Raw genomic sequence first — 19,183 nt, forward strand, 5'->3', positions numbered from 1 at the left:
GTAAGTACTAATAGTCATCTCTAAAAATATGATTCATTCCTGTTTCATCAAATAAAGAAGTAATAACGAAATTGTCTTTCCCCAGAACAAATAAGACTTTACCTCTTTTTAAAGCTTTTAGATAAATAACCTGTAATACTTTAATAGCTCTTACATCCATTATTTTTACCTTGTTTAGGCTAATGACAATCTCATCATAATGATTCAACAGATAATCAAAATGGTCTTTTACTATATGCGTGTTTTTGGAAGTAAAATTTCCTATAATTTCATAGGTTCCGAGGTTGTTAGAGATATGTAATTTCATGATGGTAGATTTTTAATTTGGTTAGGCTAGTATGCTAAGAGGGATTACTTAGAATTGTAAGGGCAAGGAGCGGGATAAAGAAAGTTTAAGGGTTTTAGACAACATCCCTTCTGATAATATGTTCTATTTTTCTTCGGGCAAAGATTCTTTTTATTGCATTGTTTTCTTTTCCAATAATCGAAAAAACTTTATTCTTTTTTACCGCAGTCTTATATAGAGAAGTTAAGGCATTAATACCGCAAACGTCTATCGTATTTACATGATCCAAGGATAAAATAATTCTCTCAGAGGTCTCTAAAAGCTGTTCGAAATGATCAAACAAAGACTTAGCATTCTTAGTATTAATAGGACCATTGATCTCAAATATCCCTTGGTTTTTTGTTATCTTAAGAGCCATAACGTTTTGTTTAATAGGTTGATATGGTACAAATATGCAGCATAAAACAAGGAGAGACAGCAGTAATTCGTTTAGTTGCATTTTAGTGTAGATAAGCGGTAGAATTGCATAGATTAAAAAAATGAGAGAATTGTTTCGAAAACAAAAAAATATAGCTAAATTGTAGTATATGAGTGATCTAGTATGATTTCATATTTTTTAGTATAGATGTACTAAAAAGATTGTCGAGTTAGGGAAAGTAGACAAGAGAAATACACACGATGTAATAAGGGAATAATTGTTTATCAGAGTACGTACCCCAAACCAAGTGTTTTGTTGGTAATGGTTAATGAACAACAAAAGCTATAACATGATGACCAAAAGATTACTTACTCCTTTCTTTTTATTGTTTTTTATGAGTGTACAGGCTCAGGATATGAATGAAGGGTTTTCTTATTTAGAATCAGGGAAGTTTGAAAAAGCGAGCCTTTTTTTTGAAGAAATACTAAAAACGTATCCCGATAATAAAACAGCACGTTTGTGTTATGGGAGAGCTATAGGATTATCCGGAACTCCGGAAAAAGCTACCGAAATTTTTACAGCGTTACTATCCGAAGAACCCACTAATTATGAGTTTAAATTGAATTATGCAGAGTCATTACTCTGGAATAAGAAATTTCTAAAAGCCGAAAACTATTATCGAGAATTGATACAGGAAAAAGAAGATAGTTTTCCTGCAATTTTAGGCTATGCCAATACACTTTCAAACCTGAAAAAATATAAAGAAGCTTTAATATATGTAAATAAAGCTTTGACTCTTCAATCAGGAAACCCTAATGCGATGACATCCAGAAAATATATTCGGCTAGGGTATGCAGATGAATTACGAAAGGAAAAAGAATACGATAAAGCAATTCAGCAATTAGAAGCTAACGTCATAGATTACCCAAATGATAGTGAATTAAAATTGAATATTGCAAATATTCAAATACAAAAAAATGAGGAAGAAAATAGAAAGAAGAGAGAGCAGGTCGAGAGTCAAAAAAAAATAGAAGAAGAGAGGAAAGCTTCTCTCTTGGACAAACAGATCCAACAGGCTGTATTGTCATTGGAGTTAGGTGAATATAATAAGTCAGTCGTTCAGTTTGAAAAAATACGAAAAGAGCACCCAGATAATTCGAGTTTTATGAAACCATACGCAGAGGCATTGATGTATACAGATAATATTAAACAAGCAATGCCAATTCTAGAAAGCTTACTACATCAAACACCAGAGGATATCCGACTTAACACATTATATGCACAGGCACTATACCGTAAGCAATTATACTCAGAATCGGTTCCTTATTATAAGAAAGTACTCTCTGTAAAAAAAGAACTGCCTATGATGACGACTTATGTAGATGTTTTATATCACACAAAAGCATACCCTGAGGCGTTGGCATATATAAATGAAATTCTCTCTGTGCAAAAAAGTGAAGAAGTAAGCATATTAAGAAGGACTGTGAGGAATGAATATGCAGAGGAGTTGACAAGGAAAAAAAACTATGATCTAGCGTTGGAATTATTAGAAGAAAATGAAAAAGAGCTACCCAATGATCCAGAGATTATGCAGAAAAAAGCACGATTATATGAGCTGAAAAAAGATAATAAAAATGCAGAGAAAGTGTATTCGATATTGTCAGTGCAGAATATGAAAGAAGGTTTTAAAGCATTAGAAACGGGAAAGTATGAAAAAGCACGAGCTATTTTTAAAAATATTTTGACACGGTTTCCAGACAATAAAACGGCCAGATTGTGTTATGGAAGAGCATTGGGACTTTCAGGAGATTCCGAAAAAGCAGTGCTGTTATTTGAAAAATTACTAGAAGAATACCCAGAAGATTTTGAAATAAAATTAAATCATGCAGAATCATTGCTTTGGGACAAGAAATATAAAAAAGCAGCCTCCTTATATGATGGATTAACGAAAGAAGATGCTACGAGTTTCTCAGCAGTTTTAGGATATGCAAATACCTTGTCAAATCTGAAAGAATATGAAAAAGCATTAGATTATGTCAATAGAGCTTTGACCATCCAAAAAGGAAATAAAAATGCGCTAATTTCCAGAAAATACGTACACCTGGGATATGCTAATAAATTAGCACAAGACAAAGAATATGATAGAGCTTTGGCAATGTTGGATCTAAACTTGGTTGATTTCCCGAATGATAAGGATACACAATTAAACAGGGCAAATATTTTCTTGATGACAAACGATATGGATCAAGCCCAAAAAGTCTATGAAGCTCTAGCGACTAGTCCGGTAGATAGTATACAGTCGATGGTTGGACTTTCATTAGTGGCGCACAAGAATAAGAAAGAGAAAAAAGCATTGGCTATCGCAGATACTGCCCGGACAAAAGCACAAATATATAAGGAGAAGAACAAAGATGTATACCTGATGACACAAGAACGTTATGTACAGGCACTTTTGTGGAATCGAAAATTTTCAAAGGCAAAAATGGAAATAGATAAATTGCGATTTGACTACCCGGAAGAGCCTAAAATTTTGAGTTTGTTAGCAGCATATGGCATGTATGCTAGTAAGTACACCTTAGGATTGGAGTTTTATAAAATGTTATTAGCAAAAGACGAACGTTCCTTCGATGGAAATTTAGGAATAGCCAATGCCTACAGAGCAGTAGGAGATGATATGAAAACATACGAATACCTGTATAAAACACTCACATATTATCCCAAGCAACCAGATGCAGAAAAACTACTCATTAAAATGAAACGCTCGCATATGCCCTATATAGAGGGAAAAGTAGCAATCACCAAAGATAATGGAGAAAACAAAGCGATGAATAACTCTGTAAGAGTAGAAATCCCTTTGTCTACTAAATTATCAATAGGTACAAGAGTTCGATATAGAAATACTAAAAATGATATCACGAGAAATGAAGCTTCTTTGAATGACGGGCAGGTTGGTTTATCATATAAGTTTAATGGAAGAATAACGCTGTTAGCCAGAGGAGGAATTACGAATGCAGATTCATATACTAATGAGTATATGGAATCCATTGGAGAAATTATGCTAAAAACCAAACCTTCGGCTATGCAACATCTGGAAATAGGAGCAAAAAGAGAATTGCAAGATTTTAATGCTGAGTTGATTAATGAAAAAATATTGATGAATCATTATTTTCTTAATAATAATCTGAGTTCTACGATGGGGCTGGGGTGGTACACACAATATATGTATACCAATCAAACAGATGATAATGATCGCCACTTGTTATTTACATCGCTTTATTATAATATAAAGCATACTCCGGTAATAAAAGCAGGGGTTAATTATCAATACATATCTTTTAAAGATCAATATCCGGCACTCTATTTTAGCCCTAAACGATTTAATGTAGTAGAAGTATTTGCAGAAATACTAAACCAGCAGGATCAAAAATGGTTTTATCATTTTAATGTAGCAGGAGGAAGACAGTTCATCGAGGATGATGCGGGATCCAATACATATCGATTAGAGGGGAAATTGGGGTATCAGGTAAACAGATTCAAGATGCACGCCTATGGTAAGTATAGTAATATCGCCTCTTCTACAGCAGCTGGATTTGAGTATTCTGAAGTTGGGGTGGTACTAAGATGGTATTTCCTTAAAAAACCAGTCTTTGATAAACGAATTCGGGTATTAAAAACGGAAGTGAATGCAGAAAGCCCGTCAGAATAAACAATTAGACCCTGGATCAGAGTAAATTTAATCGCCTCATCAATTCAGGACGGTTAGAACGACTTACCGGGATTACATCTTTGGCAATTAACACACTATTGTCTTCAATATCAATAATTTTTTGAGTATTGATAATATAGGAACGATGTACTTTTAAGAAAAGATCCGTAGGCAATTTCTCTTCAATCTTTTTTAAGGTAGAATGAACCGTGTAATTCTGGCGATCCGTCTTTACTTTGATATAATCCCCTTTTGCTTCAATGAGATAAATGCTGGGAATGTCGATTTTGATAAGCCTTCTGTCGATATTGACATATAGATCATTTCCGGAATCCGTTGTTTTTGAAGAAGTCGCTTCTTCTTTTTCAATAGCTTTGGTTGGGGTAACAGTCTTCGCTGCCTCTGCTTTTTGCAATGCTTTTAAGAACCGAGGTAAGGTTACTGGTTTAACCAGATAATCTACAATGCACTCATATTCAAAAGCTTCTAAGGCAAAATCCTTGTCAGAGGTTGTCAAAATAATTTTAGGAGGGTTTTTTAATGTCTGAATAAAATCAAACCCAGTAAAGTCAGGCATATGAATATCTAGAAAAATAAGGTCAACCTCTTCTTTATTTAGAAATTTCATAGCTTGTATTGCATTAGGGAATTCTTCAATTACATCGAGATCCTTGGCATTACTACACAATTGCCTTATAATAACTCTTGCTGTTTCTTCATCATCAATGATAATACATTTCATGTTGGTTATTGGTTTAAAGGTTTATAAGAAAATCTTCTATTGAACTTAAAGTTAGCATAAATTTCGGAAATAAGGTAGTTTTATTTAGCTTCAACTCCTCTTCAAAATCAACAGCCAGAGTATACCCGTTTTCCAGCCCCATCATCCCGATTTTATGCTTTAATTTATGTACATTTTCAGCTGTTTTTCGATATGCTTTTGCATGATAGTTATTGAGAAATTCTGATTTTTCAGCAGGAAATTCTCTTTTGACAATATCAATTAACTGTTGCTCGAAGGCTTCTGATCCTCCCGCAATCTCTTTGATGTAATCTAGGTTCGGTTTTTCAGTCATGGTTATTTTTTTTTATGGTAAAATGGAATATGGTGCCCACACCCGGGGTAGAGGTGATCCAGATTTTTCCGTCGTAATAATCAATGATTTTTTTTACAATAGAAAGACCTATTCCGGTTGACGATTTTCGAGTGCTTAGGGATTGAAACATCTTGAAAATTTTATCGTGATATTTTTTGGGGATTCCCTTGCCATTATCTTCTATTTCGAATTCCCAGTATAAAGGAAATTCCTTATATCTGATATCGATAATTCCTTTTTCTTTATCCATGTTTTGAATCGCATTTGTGATCAGGTTCTGAAACAACTGCTTCATCCTGAAACGATCCGCATGCAGAACGGGAATGTGTTTTTTGATAGTGATTTTTATATGGTCAGGTACCGTAATCTGAGTAAAGATTTCCTGGAGTAATGAATATAAATTAACCTGAGTGTTTACATGTTTTAATTTCTTGTCTATTACTGCGTATTCTAAAATTCCATTGATAAGATTATCCATTTTTTCTATGTTATCCCCCACCTTATCCAGGTATCCTTTAATCGTTTGATCTAATGTTTCCGAATTGTCTTCCTGTATCCAATTGATCAGGGCATTGATGGATCGAAGGGGAGATTTTAGGTCATGAGATACAATATGTGCATAATCATTGAGCTCCTGATTCTGAATGGCTAATTTTTTGAGTAGTTTTTCTTGCTCAGAAAAGGATTCACAGGCATCTAATGAAAGAATGAACTTGTTAATGATAGGTTGTAGCTGGGCAATTTCTTTATCAGAAAAAGCAGGAAGTTGTGTTTTGTAAAAGAACAACCCTCCGTGGTTTTTTAGATTAAAAAACAAGAATGATCCCTGGTCTATGGCAACCGGAGATACTTTGGAGATTACTTCCGGAATCTGTTCAGTGGCTAGCACCTGATGCGAAAAAAAAGAAGAAACCTCTTCTTCCTCTACGGATGGGAGCGAATTAGAGATATAAGAAGGGTATGAGTATTGAGGGAGATACCCGTTGACTTCTTTTTTGAGGATCCAGCAGGCACTTAAGTTTTTTCTGGCAAGGACGAGTTTTAAAAAATTTTCACAGTTTGTTTGATAGTCTAAAGAATTACCAATAGCCATCGAAAACTCATAAATCTGCAAAACATTACTTATATCCATATTATTTTATTCTAAAAGCCCAATGACAATTGTTTTGTTAAAAAATTCCAGGTATCCATTATAAGAAGAGATCTCCCCCAGAGTCAGTGCACCCGCGATAGGAATACCTTTACTCTTTTGTTGTAGTGCCTGTACGGTACTATTGAGCTCTTTCGGAAACTCATCTTCTAAAAATAATACTCGGGAAATACAGTCGATAATAAATGCATTTTGAGGGTGTTTTGAGGCATTTAGTGCATGGCTGGCAGCTTGTTCTGCAGAGGAAATCAAAGCATTGTTTTCTCCCTTTAATACATCCAGAACAGTATTTTCAGGAACTTCTCCGACACAGATAAGCTCTCCTCTCTCATTAGTAGCAATAGGATCCCGAACCACACATTCAGCATCTTCCTTAATGATTCCGAAGGGATACCCTTTAGCGATATCAAAGAAGTTGTCAATTTTCAGAGTAGTAGAAGAATCCGGCTCTATAATACTTTTATAGACATCTAATGCATTCATCCAATTGATTTGTTCAATCACATTTTTATTGGTTTTGGTGGCTATGACCGGACCGGATATTTTTTTCCACCCATGTTTCACACCAATACTAACCTGACACTTAAAAAGGAGGCAGATTGCCGCATTCTGAAAAAAACCATCATTTGTAAAAATACATGGCTTCTGAATCAGGGTTAGACTTCCAGCCCCTCCTCCCAGGTAAGAGGAGCTATTCCCGAATTGACGATATAATTCTGATAGATAGTGAGAGATGTTTGAAGAAAGCCCATCGACGAATGTAAATGCACAATAGCTGTGATTTTTATCCAAAGAAACCTTAGGGATACTAAAGTCTTTTGTGTCTAGATGATTGCAGACAAATGTAGTGACCACTTCTTCTATAAAATTAATAACAATTCCCTCTTTATAAGACTTATTTTGAAATATAACCTGCGGAAAAATTCCTCCGGCACAAGCAATTTCCTGTGCATTACAAGCATCAATTAAAGCCGTAATATCGATAGGAGTTTCTTCTGCTATGAAGAATAAGATCGTTGTAGAGGCAACTGATTTTCTCTGGCGAATACACTGTATGATCTCTGTAATATCGGTCGTATTTATATACATAATTATCTTTTTTTAATACTGAAATAAAAGGTAGTTCCAATAGTAGGGGTGCTTTCTAACCAAATATCCCCTTCGTATAGGTCTACAATTTTTTTAACAATGGAGAGTCCTATTCCCGTGGAATCTTCATGTTTTCCCAAAGACTGAAATACTTTGAAGATTTTATCGTGATATTCTTTCTCGATTCCTATTCCGTTATCCTCTATAGAGAAAACATAGTATGATCCGTGATCCTCAAAGTCGATTTCTACAGTTCCTTTGTCTTTATCATTGTAGTTGATAGCATTACCGATAATATTCTGAAACAATTGCTGAATTTTTGTTTTATCAGCTTTTATTATCGGGAGTGGTTGCAATGTCGAAACAGTGATATGTGTAGGGATGTAAATAGTACTGGTAATATCTCTAATTGTTTTATTGAGATCTACCTCTTCATTTTCCATCTCATTTTTATTGTCGGCACTGGAATAATTAAGAATATCATTGATGAGGTTCTCCATTTTTTCTAGTGTAGTCTCAATCATCGATATGTGATTCATGGCCGTATCATCTAAAACTTCTTCATAATCTTCCCTGAGCCAATTGACTAAAGCATTGATGCTTCGCAAAGGAGATTTCAGGTCATGAGATACAATATGTGCATAGTCATTGAGTTCCTGATTACTTTTTTCGAGGTCTTTTACCAGTTCTTCCCGTTGCTTTTCAAAAGCCAATTGCTCAGTTATGTTTTCAATAATGGCAACTTGATGTGTAATACTTCCTTGCTCATTTTTTACAGAAGTTACATTGGTTTTTGCCCATACAGAAGAGCCATCTTTTCGCTGATATCGTTTGTTAATAGTAAAATGATCAATCAACCCCGCATTGAGTTGGTGTCGTAGACTTTCTCCGGTTTGTTGATCCTCTTCCACGGTAATATCTTTGACAGCAACATTCAGCAACTCTTCCTTCTCATATCCTAATAATTCCTGGAAAGAAGCGTTGGTTTGAATAATTTTACCGAATTGTGCCAGGACAATTCCCAGGGAAGAATTATTAACAATAATATCTAATTGTTTCTTTTGCTGTTCAAAAGCTTTTTTTTGAGCAATTTCATCGGTAATATCCCGAACAATTCCCTGAGCAGCTATCGGTTTTTTTTCTTTGTTATAGATAATACTGGCATTGATGTGTACAGTACGAACACCTTTATGTTTTGTATAGACTCTTGCTTGATAATCAGAGAAAAACCCCTGGTTGATCAGTTGCTGGAACGACTTCATTGCATATTGATAATCTTCTTTATAAATAAGTTGTACTACATTGAGTTTTTCTTCTTTGATATCATATCCGAATAGCTCAGTAGCTGTCGCATTAAAGTTTATGACATTCCCATAGATGTCCATCAATACATAGGCGTCTACCAGATTGTCAAAAACACCTTGTAACTCAGTTTTTTTTTCATTAACGAGATCTTCGAGTTTCTCGTTGGTTTCTTGTAATTCTTGAGTGAGGTAGAATAATTCCTTGGATTTGCTTTCCAGGATTTTTTCTGCCTGTTTTCGGGCAGCTTTTTCTCTTTGTAGGGTTCTTTTTAATATGTCAATTTCTGAATTATCCATTGGTTTTGACAATGCTGAATTTAACTTCCGTTCCATCTGATGTAAGTTTTTCGTACGTTATTGTAGCCCTTGAATCAAAGTGTTCGAATGTTTTTCGCATTAGTCCTAACCCAAAGCTGTACATAGCTCTGCTGGATTTGTAGATCATAACCAGTTTATCCGAAGTTTTTTCTACGATTTGAAAGGTAGGAAGTTCAGCTTCTGGATAAATTTTTTGTACCTCTACATGAATGTGGTTTTCTATAGAGGCTAATAGTTCTAATGGATCTTTATATCGTTTAATAAGATCCGGATATTCATTAGCCAATACATTAAAAAAATGTTCTGCATATACTAATAGCAAATCGTCTATTGCTATTTTGGTTTGTTGGCTGAGGTTTTTCAACAAACTGAGCATTTCTGAAAAATCATACGTGCCAATTGCAGTATAAACCCCATTAGAAGGGAGGTCTGATTGTGCAATGATTTTATCAACCATTTCCAGACCGAATTTTTCCTCAACCAATTCTAAAAATTCTGTAAATACGATACCTTTCATCCTATGTTGGTGTTTTAGTTATTATTGTATGAGCTCATTTTCACTCCAATATTCAACTAACCTTTTTATTTTAGTCACATAGTCCTGGTATTTTAATGGTTTTACAATGTATCCTGCAATGCCTGTTTCATAACATTCTTTTAGGTCGCTATGGTTATTAGATGTACTCAAAATTACAACAGGGATGTACATCCATTTAGGGTCGGCTTTAAGAATTTTGATGAACTCAATTCCGTTCATTTTTGGCATATTTAGATCCAGAAATATAACATCCGGGACCCTTTCGTTGTCTTTTAATGCCTCTAAAGCTTCTTCTCCATTTGTCGCTTCAATAATCTGATGCGGGTATTGGTTTTTTTGTAAAACTCTAGAAAATTTGATTCTTTCTATTTCGTCATCTTCTACTAATAAAAAAGTTAAGTCTCTCATTTTAACATAAGTTAAGGTGAATAATCAATATTTACAAGAATAAATTTCTTCTTTTTTCTCCTAAAAACGATTGTATTTCGTTCAGTTGGTTTTATAGTTCGGTGAATGGTCTTTTTCGATAGACGAATGGAAAAAAGAAGAGTTCCTTGTTGTAATTCTATCAATTGAGCTAACTTTGCAGCGAATTAATTGATAGGAAATGGGACATAAAGCAGGCTTTGTAAATATAATAGGAAACCCAAATGTGGGGAAGTCCACACTCATGAATGCCTTTGTAGGAGAAAAGTTATCAATAATTACCTCTAAAGCTCAGACGACCAGACATCGTATTTTGGGAATTGTCAATGGAGATGACTTTCAGGTAATTCTGTCAGATACTCCAGGGATTATAAAACCAGCATATGAACTCCAATCTTCCATGATGGATTTTGTAAAGTCAGCTTTTGAGGATGCCGATATTCTGATATATATGGTAGAGATAGGAGAAAAAGCTTTAAAAGATGAAGCTTTCTTTACTAAAATCTCCAATGCTTCGATCCCCGTGTTGTTATTGCTTAATAAAATAGATACATCCTCTCAGGAAATTTTGGAAGAGCAAGTACAGTATTGGAAAGAAAAATTACCGAAAACAGAAATTTACCCTATTTCTGCACTGGAAAACTTTAATGTCAAAGAAGTGTTTGATAGAATTGTTAGTCTGTTACCTGATTCACCACCATTTTATCCAAAAGACCAATTAACAGATAAGCCAGAACGCTTTTTTGTCAATGAAGCCATTAGAGAAAAAATACTGTTGCACTACAAAAAAGAAATTCCATATGCAGTAGAGGTAGAAACAGAAGAGTTTTTGGAAGATGAAGATATCATCAGAATACGATCAGTTATTATGGTGGAACGAGAATCCCAAAAAGGAATTATTATTGGGCATAAGGGAACTGCATTAAAAAGAGTAGGGGTAGAGTCCAGAAAAGAATTGGAAAAGTTTTTTGGAAAGAAAATCCATATAGAATTATATGTAAAAGTAAATAAGAATTGGAGAAGTAGCGAACGTCAACTAAAAAGATTTGGCTATAATAATAAATAGAAAACATCCGGTTTTATACAATATAAAAAGCGATCATTCTTTGATGGCTTTTTTTTGTACTCTAAACTAAGACACCGTTTTTTATCTTTTTTTTGAAAATATTAGGGATTATTTAAAGATTATTTAATTAGGGGATAATGCTTCGTAACTGTTGTATTGGTGAATTTTAACACATTAACTCATTTAATACACATGAAAATTATGAACGTTTTACAAAAAGCAATTGTTTTAGGAGCAATTTTAGGCGGAGCATACTCTTGTATTCCTGATGACCATAGTGGAGGAGGAAATGGAGATCCGTTGACTTTTACAAGAATAGGAGGCTTTGTTAATGGCACAGGAAAAGAAGGGTTTGTCGAAATTACGGCATTTGATCCGGAAACCGATAAGTTATTTATTGTCAATCCGGCAGCCTCACAACTTTCTGTTTGGGATTTATCTGATCCTAAAAGCCCGGTACATCTTACAGGTATTCCAGTATCAGGAACCCCAAACAGTGTTGCGGTTCATGATGGAGTAGTTGCAGTAGCCGTAGAAAATGGTGGAAATCCGCAAGCTCCGGGAGCAATTACGACCTATGATACAGAAGATTATCAATTACTTGCTGAATATACTGCCGGAGCAATGCCCGATATGGTTACGTTTAGCCCCGATGGAAATTATATAATTGCAGCAAATGAAGGGGAACCAAATGATGATTACTCTAGTGACCCGGAAGGTTCAGTGACCATCGTAGAAGTTGAAACAGGAATGGTCAATCAGGTAGGTTTTGAGGGGTTTACGGCTGAGAGTATTGGATATGACTTTCGTGTTTTTGGTCCTTCTGCTACTTTTTCTCAGGATGTAGAGCCAGAGTATATAGCAGTAGCAAAGAATTCTAAAACAGCATATGTAACCTTACAGGAAAATAACGGAATTGCAATAGTAGATTTAACAAATAAAGTTATTAGTGATATCGTAGGATTAGGTGTTAAAGATCACACATTGGCATCGAATAAAATAGATGCAAGTAATAAAGACAATATCTCCGGGAATTTTAAAAACTGGCCGGTATATGGAATATTTATGCCAGATGCAATTACCTATACCACCATTGGAGGAACTCCATATTTAATAACAGCAAATGAAGGAGATGCCAGAGACTATAAAGGATTCTCTGAAGAAGAACGAGTAAAAGACATACTATTAGACCCAACGGTGTTTCCGGATGCAGCTGAATTACAGAAATCAGAAAACCTGGGGAGGCTAAAAATAACCACTGCTCAGGGAGATACAGACGGAGATGGTGATTACGATACTTTATATTGCTATGGGGGTAGGTCTTTTACTATTTGGACTACCTCGGGAACACTGGTATATGATAGTGGATCTTTTATTGGAGAAAAAACATGGGAGTTACAACCAGAGCTGTTTAATAATGATGAAGGGAAAACAGATGGGAGGTCAGATGACAAAGGTGCAGAACCGGAAGGAGTAGAGATATTAAAAATAGGAGAGAAGACATTGTTATTTGTTGGATTAGAAAGAACAGGAGGCGCGATGGTTTTTGATATAAGTAACCCTAGGTCACCTGTCTTTTTGGAATGGCTAAGAGAAACAGCTGATGTGGGACCTGAAGGACTGGTTGCTGTTACTGCAGAGGATAGTCCTACAGGAAATGATTTGATCATTATTTCTAATGAAGTGTCTAATTCAGTATCAATTTACGAAATAAAATAGTCTTCCATAGAAAGTTTGCTGTTTTGCAGTAACCACCTTATAATGATTGTTTTCTATATTTGTAATAAGTAATTATTTCACTGACTGATTATCAACTATGAAAAAGTTCCATTGGCAATGCGCTGCCTTTGGACTTTTTTTTTACTATCCTTTTTAAGAAGAATTTTAGAGGTTTTTTTATAACAGTTTTATATTAAATACAGGGTATTGTGCAAGATATATACTGGTTTGATAAAAAAGAAAGGAGACTTCTAAAATAAAAAGCCTAGTTTTGCAGAAAATTTCAGAATAAAAATCAATGGGTAGTATAGTAGCAATTGTAGGACGACCTAACGTAGGAAAGTCTACCTTTTTTAATCGTTTGATCAAAAGAAGAGAAGCTATCGTAGATGCAGTTAGTGGAGTGACGCGTGATCGTCATTATGGAAAAAGTGATTGGAATGGAAAAGAATTCTCTCTGATAGATACAGGAGGATATGTCGTAGGGAGTGATGATATTTTTGAAGCAGAAATTGACAAGCAGGTAGAATTAGCTATTGATGAAGCAGATGCTATTATATTTATGGTAGATGTAGAATCAGGAGTTACAGGAATGGATGAAGAGGTTGCAGAGTTGCTCAGAAAAGTAGAAAAACCTGTGTTTTTGGCGGTGAATAAGGTAGATAATGCACAGCGGGTAGCTAATGCAGTTGAGTTTTATTCACTAGGGTTGGGAGAATATTATACAATAGCTAGTATTAATGGTAGTGGAACTGGAGAATTACTAGATGCTTTGGTAGAGAAGTTACCAGAAGAAGATGATACCGTAGAAGAAGAACTACCCAGATTTGCCGTAGTAGGGAGACCAAATGCAGGAAAATCTTCATTTATTAATGCACTGATAGGAGAAGATCGCTATATCGTAACCAATATTGCAGGAACGACCAGAGATGCGATTGATACGAAGTACAATCGTTTTGGGTTTGAATTCAATTTGGTTGATACCGCTGGAATCAGAAGAAAATCTAAAGTAAAAGAAGACCTGGAGTTTTATTCGGTTATGCGATCGGTAAGGGCTATTGAACATAGTGATGTTTGTTTACTGTTAGTAGATGCTACAAGAGGGTTTGATGCGCAGGTGCAAAACATCTTTTGGCTGGCAGAACGAAATAGAAAAGGGGTTGTTATTTTAGTAAATAAATGGGATCTGATAGAAAATAAAGAGAGTAATACTCTCAAAGATTTCGAAAAACATATCCGAAAAAAAATAGAGCCTTTTACAGATGTGCCTATTGTTTTTATTTCTGCTCTGACCAAACAACGAATTTTTAAGGCAATAGAAACAGCTGTAGAGGTATATAAAAATAGATCAAAAAAGATCAAAACAAGCGTGATGAATGATGTCATGCTACCAATTATAGAACATAACCCTCCACCTGCATATAAAGGGAAATATGTAAAAATTAAATATTGTATGCAATTGCCGACACCACAACCACAATTTGTGTTTTTCTGCAACTTGCCACAATATATTAAGGATCCGTATAAACGATTTGTAGAAAATCAGTTGCGAAAAGAATTTGATTTTCATGGAGTTCCGGTAGCAGTGTATTTTAGGAAAAAATAAAAAATAAGACTTGGATAATAACAAAAGCACCATATTTAATGGTGCTTTTGTTATTTCTTCTTTTTGGACTTTAGTTACCAGCTACCTCCAGCTCCGCCGCCGCCGAATCCACCACCGCCGAATCCACCACCGAATCCACCACCAGAACTGCCTCCGCCAAATCCGCCGCCACCGAATCCGCCTCTTCCCATATTGCTTAGGATGATCACATCCAGAAGGCTGTCTCCCATAGAAGAACGGTTTCCTCCTCTTCCGCCGCCGCCATTTCTACCTCGTTTAGAAAAAGAAATTATGATAATGACGAAAATGATAAAGAAAAACAAGATAGGAAGAAATGAAACATCGTTATCAGACTTCCTGCTACCTTTAAAGGTGCCGTCCAGTACTTTGAAAATAGCAGTGGTGCCATTATCTAAGCCTCGATAGTAATTTCCTTGTTTGAAATGAGGAGTGATGATTTGATCAATAATAGTTTTGGATACATAATCCGTTAATTTTTCTTCGACTCCATATCCGGTAGCAATCCATATTTTTCGATCATTTTTAGCGACGAGAAGTAGTATCCCGTTATCATCCTCTTTTTGTCCAATACCCCATTTATGGGCCCATTCAGTAGCATACGAGCCAATATATTCCCCATTAAGTGATGGGATAGTTGCAACTACAATTTGAGTAGAGGTTGTATCGCTATAAGTAATGAGCTTATGTTCTAATCTTTTGAATTGCTGTGCTGATAAAAGTTTTGCTCCATCATAGACACTTGTCTGATTAGAGGGTCTTTGAGGGATGGTCAGCTGGCTATTTCCTGTAAAAGGAAGCCATATAAATAGCAACAGAAATGTTATAAGACGAATATGATATTGATAATTGTTCATTTAGCCTTTTGAGATTTCGTCAGAGAGTTCATTCGTGTCATTGTGATCCCAGGGGAAATAATGTTGTAATTGCTCTCCGGCAAGTAGTACTCCATCGATAATACCCTGAGCATACTTCTCTTGTTTAAATTGAGAAAGAATACGGTCTTTAGTTTGTTCCCAGAAATTATCAGCAACGACGTCATTAATACCTTGATCTCCGTAGATGACAAATTGGCGATCTTCTACAGCAATATAAATAAGTACTCCATTTCTCTGGATGGTATTATCCATTTTTAGATAATGAAATACCTCTCTCGCTCTTTCAAAAGAATCTTTATTGGTGCTTTTTTCCAGGTGAACCCTGATCTCTCCGGAAGTTGTTTTTTCTGCAGTACGAATGGCAGCAACAATCTTTTGTTCCTCATCAGCACTTAAAAAATCCTCTACCTTAGACATGATTAAAAATTAAACTCGACATCAGGTTTTTTCTCTGTTCCCGGATCTGACTTGAAACGAGTCATCTCATTAAAATTACCAAAGAGACCAAGTATGAAATTATTAGGGAATGATTTTACATACTTATTAAAGATCCCTACTTTTTCATTATAGCGATTGCGCTCTGTGTTAATTCTATTTTCTGTTCCCTCCAGCTGGGTTTGCAAGTTTAGGAAGTTCTGATTAGCCTTTAGGTCTGGATAGCGTTCTACTGTCACCAATAGTTTGGAGAGGGCAGAAGATAAGCCTCCCTGTGCTTGTTGGAACTGTGCCATTTGCTCAGGGGTAATATTGCTAGGGTCGATAGATACTGAGGTTGCTTTTGCTCTTGCTTCAATAACCTCTTTTAAGGTATTTCTTTCAAAATCAGCAGCTCCCTGTACCGTTTTCACCAGGTTACTAATTAAGTCACTTCTTCGTTGGTAGGCACTTTCTACATTAGACCAAGCTGTTTTGGCATCTTCTTGAAGCCCAATAGCTGTGTTGTATCTTCCTGCAAATAATGAATATGCAATACCTGCAAGTACCACAATAACGATAATAGGAATCAATAGTTTTTTCATGTGTTGTGTGTTTTGTAATGCTTCGTATATTTTTTGGGTAATAGGTTTGTCGTAATCTTATAATTGATCTTTGATTTTTAATAATTGGCCTTTAATAGCTTCTAGTTTCCGAATGATATCAAAACTATCCAACGCTTCTAGTTTTTGTTCTTTTAGGTGGATTTTAGCTCCTTCTAATGTAAACCCTCGTTCTTTAACTAAATGATATATAAGCTCCAGGTTTTTTACATCTTCCTGAGTGAATTTTCGATTGCCTTTTGCATTTTTTTTAGGTTTTAGAATATCAAATTCTTTTTCCCAAAAACGAATCAGAGAAGTATTGACCTCAAAAGCATCTGCTACTTCTCCGATACTGTAGTATAATTTTTTAGGCAAATTTATATACATACTTACTCTTTTAATTGTTTGAAAGTTCCATCTTCTTCAAAGATTAGTTTGCTTTCCGGAAAATCACTTTGGGTAAGTTGTTTGATTTCTTTTAAGGCACGTTTTTTATCATCCATATAAGGGTATACTTCATCGACTTGTTTTGCAGAGTGTAGCTTCCCGGAAATGAACTTTCCTTTGGGATCAATGGTAATTTCCGCTATCGGAGCATATCCTTTAATACCTGATAAATTAAACCTGGAATAGGTGCAGAAGTTTCCTAAGCTATATGCTATAAATCGATCTTTGTACACTTCGAATGCTCTGGATACATGTGGTCCGTGTCCTAAGATAACATCGGCACCAGCATCAATCATCGTATGTGCAAAACGATATACATCTCCTCTGTCTTCTCCATAAAAACGCTCTGTTTTTCTGGGGACATGAGTATGTTCAGCTCCTTCAGCTCCGCCATGAAAAGAAACAATCACAATATCTACCTGTTTTTGTAATTCGGTTACTATCTTCTTAGCATTGCTTAAGTTATGAATTTTTATGCAATCTTTATTAGGAGCAAAGGCACAAAATCCATATTTAATTCCATTTTTTTCAAAGATTGCAGAGGGTTTGGCAAATACACCTGCGTAAGCAATGTGATGCTTCTCTAATGTTTTGGCAGTGTTTTTAATTCCGATACTTCCAAAATCACCAATGTGATTATTGGCAATACTCATGACATCAAATCCGGATTCCTCAAGATACTTTCCGAAGTATTCAGGAGATCGGAATGAATAACATTTTGATGGGTCGGAGCATCGTTTTGCATTTTCACCAGTGTCAGTTAAAGTTCCTTCCAGATTGCCAAAAAGGATATCTGCTTGCTGTAGAATAGCATTGACATCATCAAAAGGACCTTTTCCGGCAGGAGGAAGATAGCTTTTGTTAGGGAAATCAGTTCCCATCATAATATCACCTACAGCCATTAATCTAATAGAAGCTGGTTTTTCGAGTTTTTTTAAAGCTGCTTTTGTCTGTACAGCCAATGTGTGTATTGAGTCAAGTCTTTCTCCTCGGTATTTCTGAGCCTGAATAGTATATCCTAGACCCAAAAAAATAAATAATAAGAGTGCTTTGCGCATGTGTGTGTTTAATCTAGAGTTTCATTGATTAGGGATGAGGCTTTAAGCATTTCATTAAACTCCTCAGAGGTTAAACTACCATAGTAGAAATTACGAGGATTAATTCGCTCTTTTCCTTTAAAAATTTCATAATGTAGATGCGGTGCTACAGATCGTCCTGTACTACCAACAAATCCGATAATATCTCCTCGTTTTACTTTTTGTCCCTTCTCTACATTGTATTTACTTAAGTGAGCATACAAGCTGACATAATTAAATCCGTGATCAATTCGAATGTGCTTTCCGTATCCCGATGAATTAGAATCAGCACGGGTAACCACACCATTTCCAGAGGCGTATACGGGAGTTCCTGTATTTGCAGAGAAATCCATTCCGTAGTGGAATTTTTTAGCTTTTGTAAAAGGATCACTTCTCCATCCGTATCCGGAAGCCATTCTTTTCAAGTCAGAATTAGCAATAGGTTGAATGGCAGGAATAGTACTTAATAAATCTTCTTTTTGCTCAGCCAGCTTGGCAATTTCATCTAATGATTTAGACTGTACTACAATCTGTTTCGTAATCTTGTCAATCTGCTTAGTAGCGCGAATAATAATCTCAGAATTGTCAAAACCTTCCAGGTCTCTATAGCGGTTTACACCTCCGAATCCCGCATTACGCAATTCTTTAGGGATTGGTTTTGCTCCAAAATATAAACGATATATGTTATCATCTCGTTCTGCAACTTCTTGTAGGATGGCTTCATCTCGTTTTAGTCGCTTGTTCAGTAATTCGAACTGAAGCTTCATGTTATCCAGTTCCCTTTTATATGCTTTTTCTTTAGGGGTCTGTAATTGCGGGATATTTAAGTAGATAACCAGTAGGATAAAACCAGCTAAAAACGCACCGAGAACCCCCAAAATCGCAAGACCAATTTTATGACCTTTTTTGTATTCTATTTTGCGATAAGAAAGCGTCTCACTGTCGTAGTAATATTTAACCTTTGACATAATCTAAAATATACTATTTTTGCAGGATAATAGCCGAAAAACGACATGCTTATA

The 19,183-nt window shown here is 35.4% G+C and carries 19 protein-coding genes; 4 read left to right on the forward strand and 15 right to left on the reverse strand.

The features are described 5' to 3' along the window. Positions 1–7 precede the first annotated feature (7 nt). On the reverse strand, positions 8–307 hold the full coding sequence (locus tag ACFSTE_RS08540; protein WP_378258699.1) for an STAS domain-containing protein: 300 nt from the start codon (positions 305–307) through the stop codon (positions 8–10). Positions 308–401: 94 nt separating this feature from the next. Continuing rightward, positions 402–704 (reverse strand): STAS domain-containing protein, encoded by a 303-nt coding sequence (locus tag ACFSTE_RS08545; protein ID WP_176027457.1) that lies wholly within the window; start codon positions 702–704, stop codon positions 402–404. A 349-nt stretch (positions 705–1,053) separates the two neighbouring features. On the opposite strand from ACFSTE_RS08545, the gene ACFSTE_RS08550 reads away from it, so the two are divergent. Then, positions 1,054–4,410 (forward strand): tetratricopeptide repeat protein, encoded by a 3,357-nt coding sequence (locus ACFSTE_RS08550; RefSeq protein WP_378258701.1) that lies wholly within the window; start codon positions 1,054–1,056, stop codon positions 4,408–4,410. Positions 4,411–4,426: 16 nt separating this feature from the next. Here ACFSTE_RS08550 and ACFSTE_RS08555 read toward each other — a convergent pair whose 3' ends face one another. Genes ACFSTE_RS08555 through ACFSTE_RS08585 form a run of 7 tightly spaced genes read right to left on the reverse strand, consistent with a single transcriptional unit; the run spans position 4,427 to position 10,314 of the window. Then, positions 4,427–5,152, reverse strand: coding sequence for a LytR/AlgR family response regulator transcription factor (locus ACFSTE_RS08555; RefSeq protein WP_176027456.1), 726 nt, complete (start codon positions 5,150–5,152; stop codon positions 4,427–4,429). 13 nt (positions 5,153–5,165) lie between these two features. After that, the gene (locus ACFSTE_RS08560) at positions 5,166–5,486 is read right to left on the reverse strand and encodes an Hpt domain-containing protein (RefSeq protein WP_378258704.1); all 321 of its coding nucleotides are present in this window, start codon (positions 5,484–5,486) and stop codon (positions 5,166–5,168) included. Then, positions 5,479–6,639, reverse strand: coding sequence for a sensor histidine kinase (locus ACFSTE_RS08565; RefSeq protein ID WP_378258706.1), 1,161 nt, complete (start codon positions 6,637–6,639; stop codon positions 5,479–5,481). The genes ACFSTE_RS08560 and ACFSTE_RS08565 overlap by 8 nt, the downstream gene beginning before the upstream one ends. A 6-nt stretch (positions 6,640–6,645) precedes the next feature. Continuing rightward, positions 6,646–7,746 (reverse strand): FIST signal transduction protein, encoded by a 1,101-nt coding sequence (locus ACFSTE_RS08570; protein ID WP_378258708.1) that lies wholly within the window; start codon positions 7,744–7,746, stop codon positions 6,646–6,648. Between the two features lie 2 nt (positions 7,747–7,748). Further along, entirely contained in the window at positions 7,749–9,383 is a 1,635-nt protein-coding gene (locus ACFSTE_RS08575) for a PAS domain-containing sensor histidine kinase (RefSeq protein WP_378258710.1), read from the reverse strand. Further along, complete coding sequence (locus tag ACFSTE_RS08580) at positions 9,340–9,885, reverse strand: heme NO-binding domain-containing protein (protein WP_378258712.1); 546 nt, start codon at positions 9,883–9,885, stop codon at positions 9,340–9,342. The genes ACFSTE_RS08575 and ACFSTE_RS08580 overlap by 44 nt, the downstream gene beginning before the upstream one ends. Positions 9,886–9,906: 21 nt before the next feature. Then, complete coding sequence (locus ACFSTE_RS08585; protein ID WP_378258714.1) at positions 9,907–10,314, reverse strand: response regulator; 408 nt, start codon at positions 10,312–10,314, stop codon at positions 9,907–9,909. 199 nt (positions 10,315–10,513) lie between these two features. Here ACFSTE_RS08585 and era point away from each other — a divergent pair, with 199 nt between their 5' ends. The 3 genes from era (at position 10,514) to der (ending at position 14,723) form a co-directional block, all read left to right on the forward strand. Further along, positions 10,514–11,398, forward strand: coding sequence for a GTPase Era (gene era / locus ACFSTE_RS08590; protein WP_176027450.1), 885 nt, complete (start codon positions 10,514–10,516; stop codon positions 11,396–11,398). Between the two features lie 192 nt (positions 11,399–11,590). Further along, complete coding sequence (locus ACFSTE_RS08595; protein ID WP_378298078.1) at positions 11,591–13,117, forward strand: choice-of-anchor I family protein; 1,527 nt, start codon at positions 11,591–11,593, stop codon at positions 13,115–13,117. Between the two features lie 298 nt (positions 13,118–13,415). Next, positions 13,416–14,723: a ribosome biogenesis GTPase Der gene (der, locus tag ACFSTE_RS08600; protein ID WP_176027448.1), complete on the forward strand. Its 1,308-nt coding sequence runs from the start codon at positions 13,416–13,418 to the stop codon at positions 14,721–14,723. A gap of 74 nt (positions 14,724–14,797) precedes the next feature. Here the strand turns inward: der and ACFSTE_RS08605 are convergent, their stop codons facing one another. Genes ACFSTE_RS08605 through ACFSTE_RS08630 form a run of 6 tightly spaced genes read right to left on the reverse strand, consistent with a single transcriptional unit; the run spans position 14,798 to position 19,129 of the window. Further along, positions 14,798–15,598 carry a TPM domain-containing protein gene (locus tag ACFSTE_RS08605; protein WP_378258720.1) on the reverse strand — a complete coding sequence of 267 codons (801 nt, stop codon included), beginning with the start codon at positions 15,596–15,598 and terminating at the stop codon, positions 14,798–14,800. Next, positions 15,599–16,036, reverse strand: a complete 438-nt coding sequence (locus ACFSTE_RS08610; RefSeq protein ID WP_378258722.1) for a TPM domain-containing protein — start codon at positions 16,034–16,036, stop codon at positions 15,599–15,601. It abuts the gene before it with no gap. 2 nt (positions 16,037–16,038) lie between these two features. Next, positions 16,039–16,638: a LemA family protein gene (locus ACFSTE_RS08615; RefSeq protein WP_176027445.1), complete on the reverse strand. Its 600-nt coding sequence runs from the start codon at positions 16,636–16,638 to the stop codon at positions 16,039–16,041. Between the two features lie 57 nt (positions 16,639–16,695). Further along, on the reverse strand, positions 16,696–17,025 hold the full coding sequence (locus ACFSTE_RS08620) for a MerR family transcriptional regulator (protein WP_176027444.1): 330 nt from the start codon (positions 17,023–17,025) through the stop codon (positions 16,696–16,698). A 2-nt stretch (positions 17,026–17,027) separates the two neighbouring features. Then, complete coding sequence (locus ACFSTE_RS08625; RefSeq protein ID WP_176027443.1) at positions 17,028–18,143, reverse strand: CapA family protein; 1,116 nt, start codon at positions 18,141–18,143, stop codon at positions 17,028–17,030. An 8-nt stretch (positions 18,144–18,151) separates the two neighbouring features. Further along, positions 18,152–19,129 carry a M23 family metallopeptidase gene (locus ACFSTE_RS08630; RefSeq protein ID WP_176027442.1) on the reverse strand — a complete coding sequence of 326 codons (978 nt, stop codon included), beginning with the start codon at positions 19,127–19,129 and terminating at the stop codon, positions 18,152–18,154. Positions 19,130–19,183: the final 54 nt, after the last annotated feature.

This window comes from Aquimarina hainanensis (assembly GCF_042684685.1).
Lineage (GTDB): Bacteria > Bacteroidota > Bacteroidia > Flavobacteriales > Flavobacteriaceae > Aquimarina > Aquimarina hainanensis.

Bases quoted from the DNA above. Each gene is read 5' to 3' on its own strand.
- ACFSTE_RS08540 (WP_378258699.1), bottom strand. From the start codon at position 307: ATGAAATTACATATCTCTAACAACCTCGGAACCTATGAAATTATAGGA.
- ACFSTE_RS08545 (WP_176027457.1), bottom strand. From the start codon at position 704: ATGGCTCTTAAGATAACAAAAAACCAAGGGATATTTGAGATCAATGGT.
- ACFSTE_RS08550 (WP_378258701.1), top strand. From the start codon at position 1,054: ATGATGACCAAAAGATTACTTACTCCTTTCTTTTTATTGTTTTTTATG.
- ACFSTE_RS08555 (WP_176027456.1), bottom strand. From the start codon at position 5,152: ATGAAATGTATTATCATTGATGATGAAGAAACAGCAAGAGTTATTATA.
- ACFSTE_RS08560 (WP_378258704.1), bottom strand. From the start codon at position 5,486: ATGACTGAAAAACCGAACCTAGATTACATCAAAGAGATTGCGGGAGGA.
- ACFSTE_RS08565 (WP_378258706.1), bottom strand. From the start codon at position 6,639: ATGGATATAAGTAATGTTTTGCAGATTTATGAGTTTTCGATGGCTATT.
- ACFSTE_RS08570 (WP_378258708.1), bottom strand. From the start codon at position 7,746: ATGTATATAAATACGACCGATATTACAGAGATCATACAGTGTATTCGC.
- ACFSTE_RS08575 (WP_378258710.1), bottom strand. From the start codon at position 9,383: ATGGAACGGAAGTTAAATTCAGCATTGTCAAAACCAATGGATAATTCA.
- ACFSTE_RS08580 (WP_378258712.1), bottom strand. From the start codon at position 9,885: ATGAAAGGTATCGTATTTACAGAATTTTTAGAATTGGTTGAGGAAAAA.
- ACFSTE_RS08585 (WP_378258714.1), bottom strand. From the start codon at position 10,314: ATGAGAGACTTAACTTTTTTATTAGTAGAAGATGACGAAATAGAAAGA.
- era (WP_176027450.1), top strand. From the start codon at position 10,514: ATGGGACATAAAGCAGGCTTTGTAAATATAATAGGAAACCCAAATGTG.
- ACFSTE_RS08595 (WP_378298078.1), top strand. From the start codon at position 11,591: ATGAAAATTATGAACGTTTTACAAAAAGCAATTGTTTTAGGAGCAATT.
- der (WP_176027448.1), top strand. From the start codon at position 13,416: ATGGGTAGTATAGTAGCAATTGTAGGACGACCTAACGTAGGAAAGTCT.
- ACFSTE_RS08605 (WP_378258720.1), bottom strand. From the start codon at position 15,598: ATGAACAATTATCAATATCATATTCGTCTTATAACATTTCTGTTGCTA.
- ACFSTE_RS08610 (WP_378258722.1), bottom strand. From the start codon at position 16,036: ATGTCTAAGGTAGAGGATTTTTTAAGTGCTGATGAGGAACAAAAGATT.
- ACFSTE_RS08615 (WP_176027445.1), bottom strand. From the start codon at position 16,638: ATGAAAAAACTATTGATTCCTATTATCGTTATTGTGGTACTTGCAGGT.
- ACFSTE_RS08620 (WP_176027444.1), bottom strand. From the start codon at position 17,025: ATGTATATAAATTTGCCTAAAAAATTATACTACAGTATCGGAGAAGTA.
- ACFSTE_RS08625 (WP_176027443.1), bottom strand. From the start codon at position 18,143: ATGCGCAAAGCACTCTTATTATTTATTTTTTTGGGTCTAGGATATACT.
- ACFSTE_RS08630 (WP_176027442.1), bottom strand. From the start codon at position 19,129: ATGTCAAAGGTTAAATATTACTACGACAGTGAGACGCTTTCTTATCGC.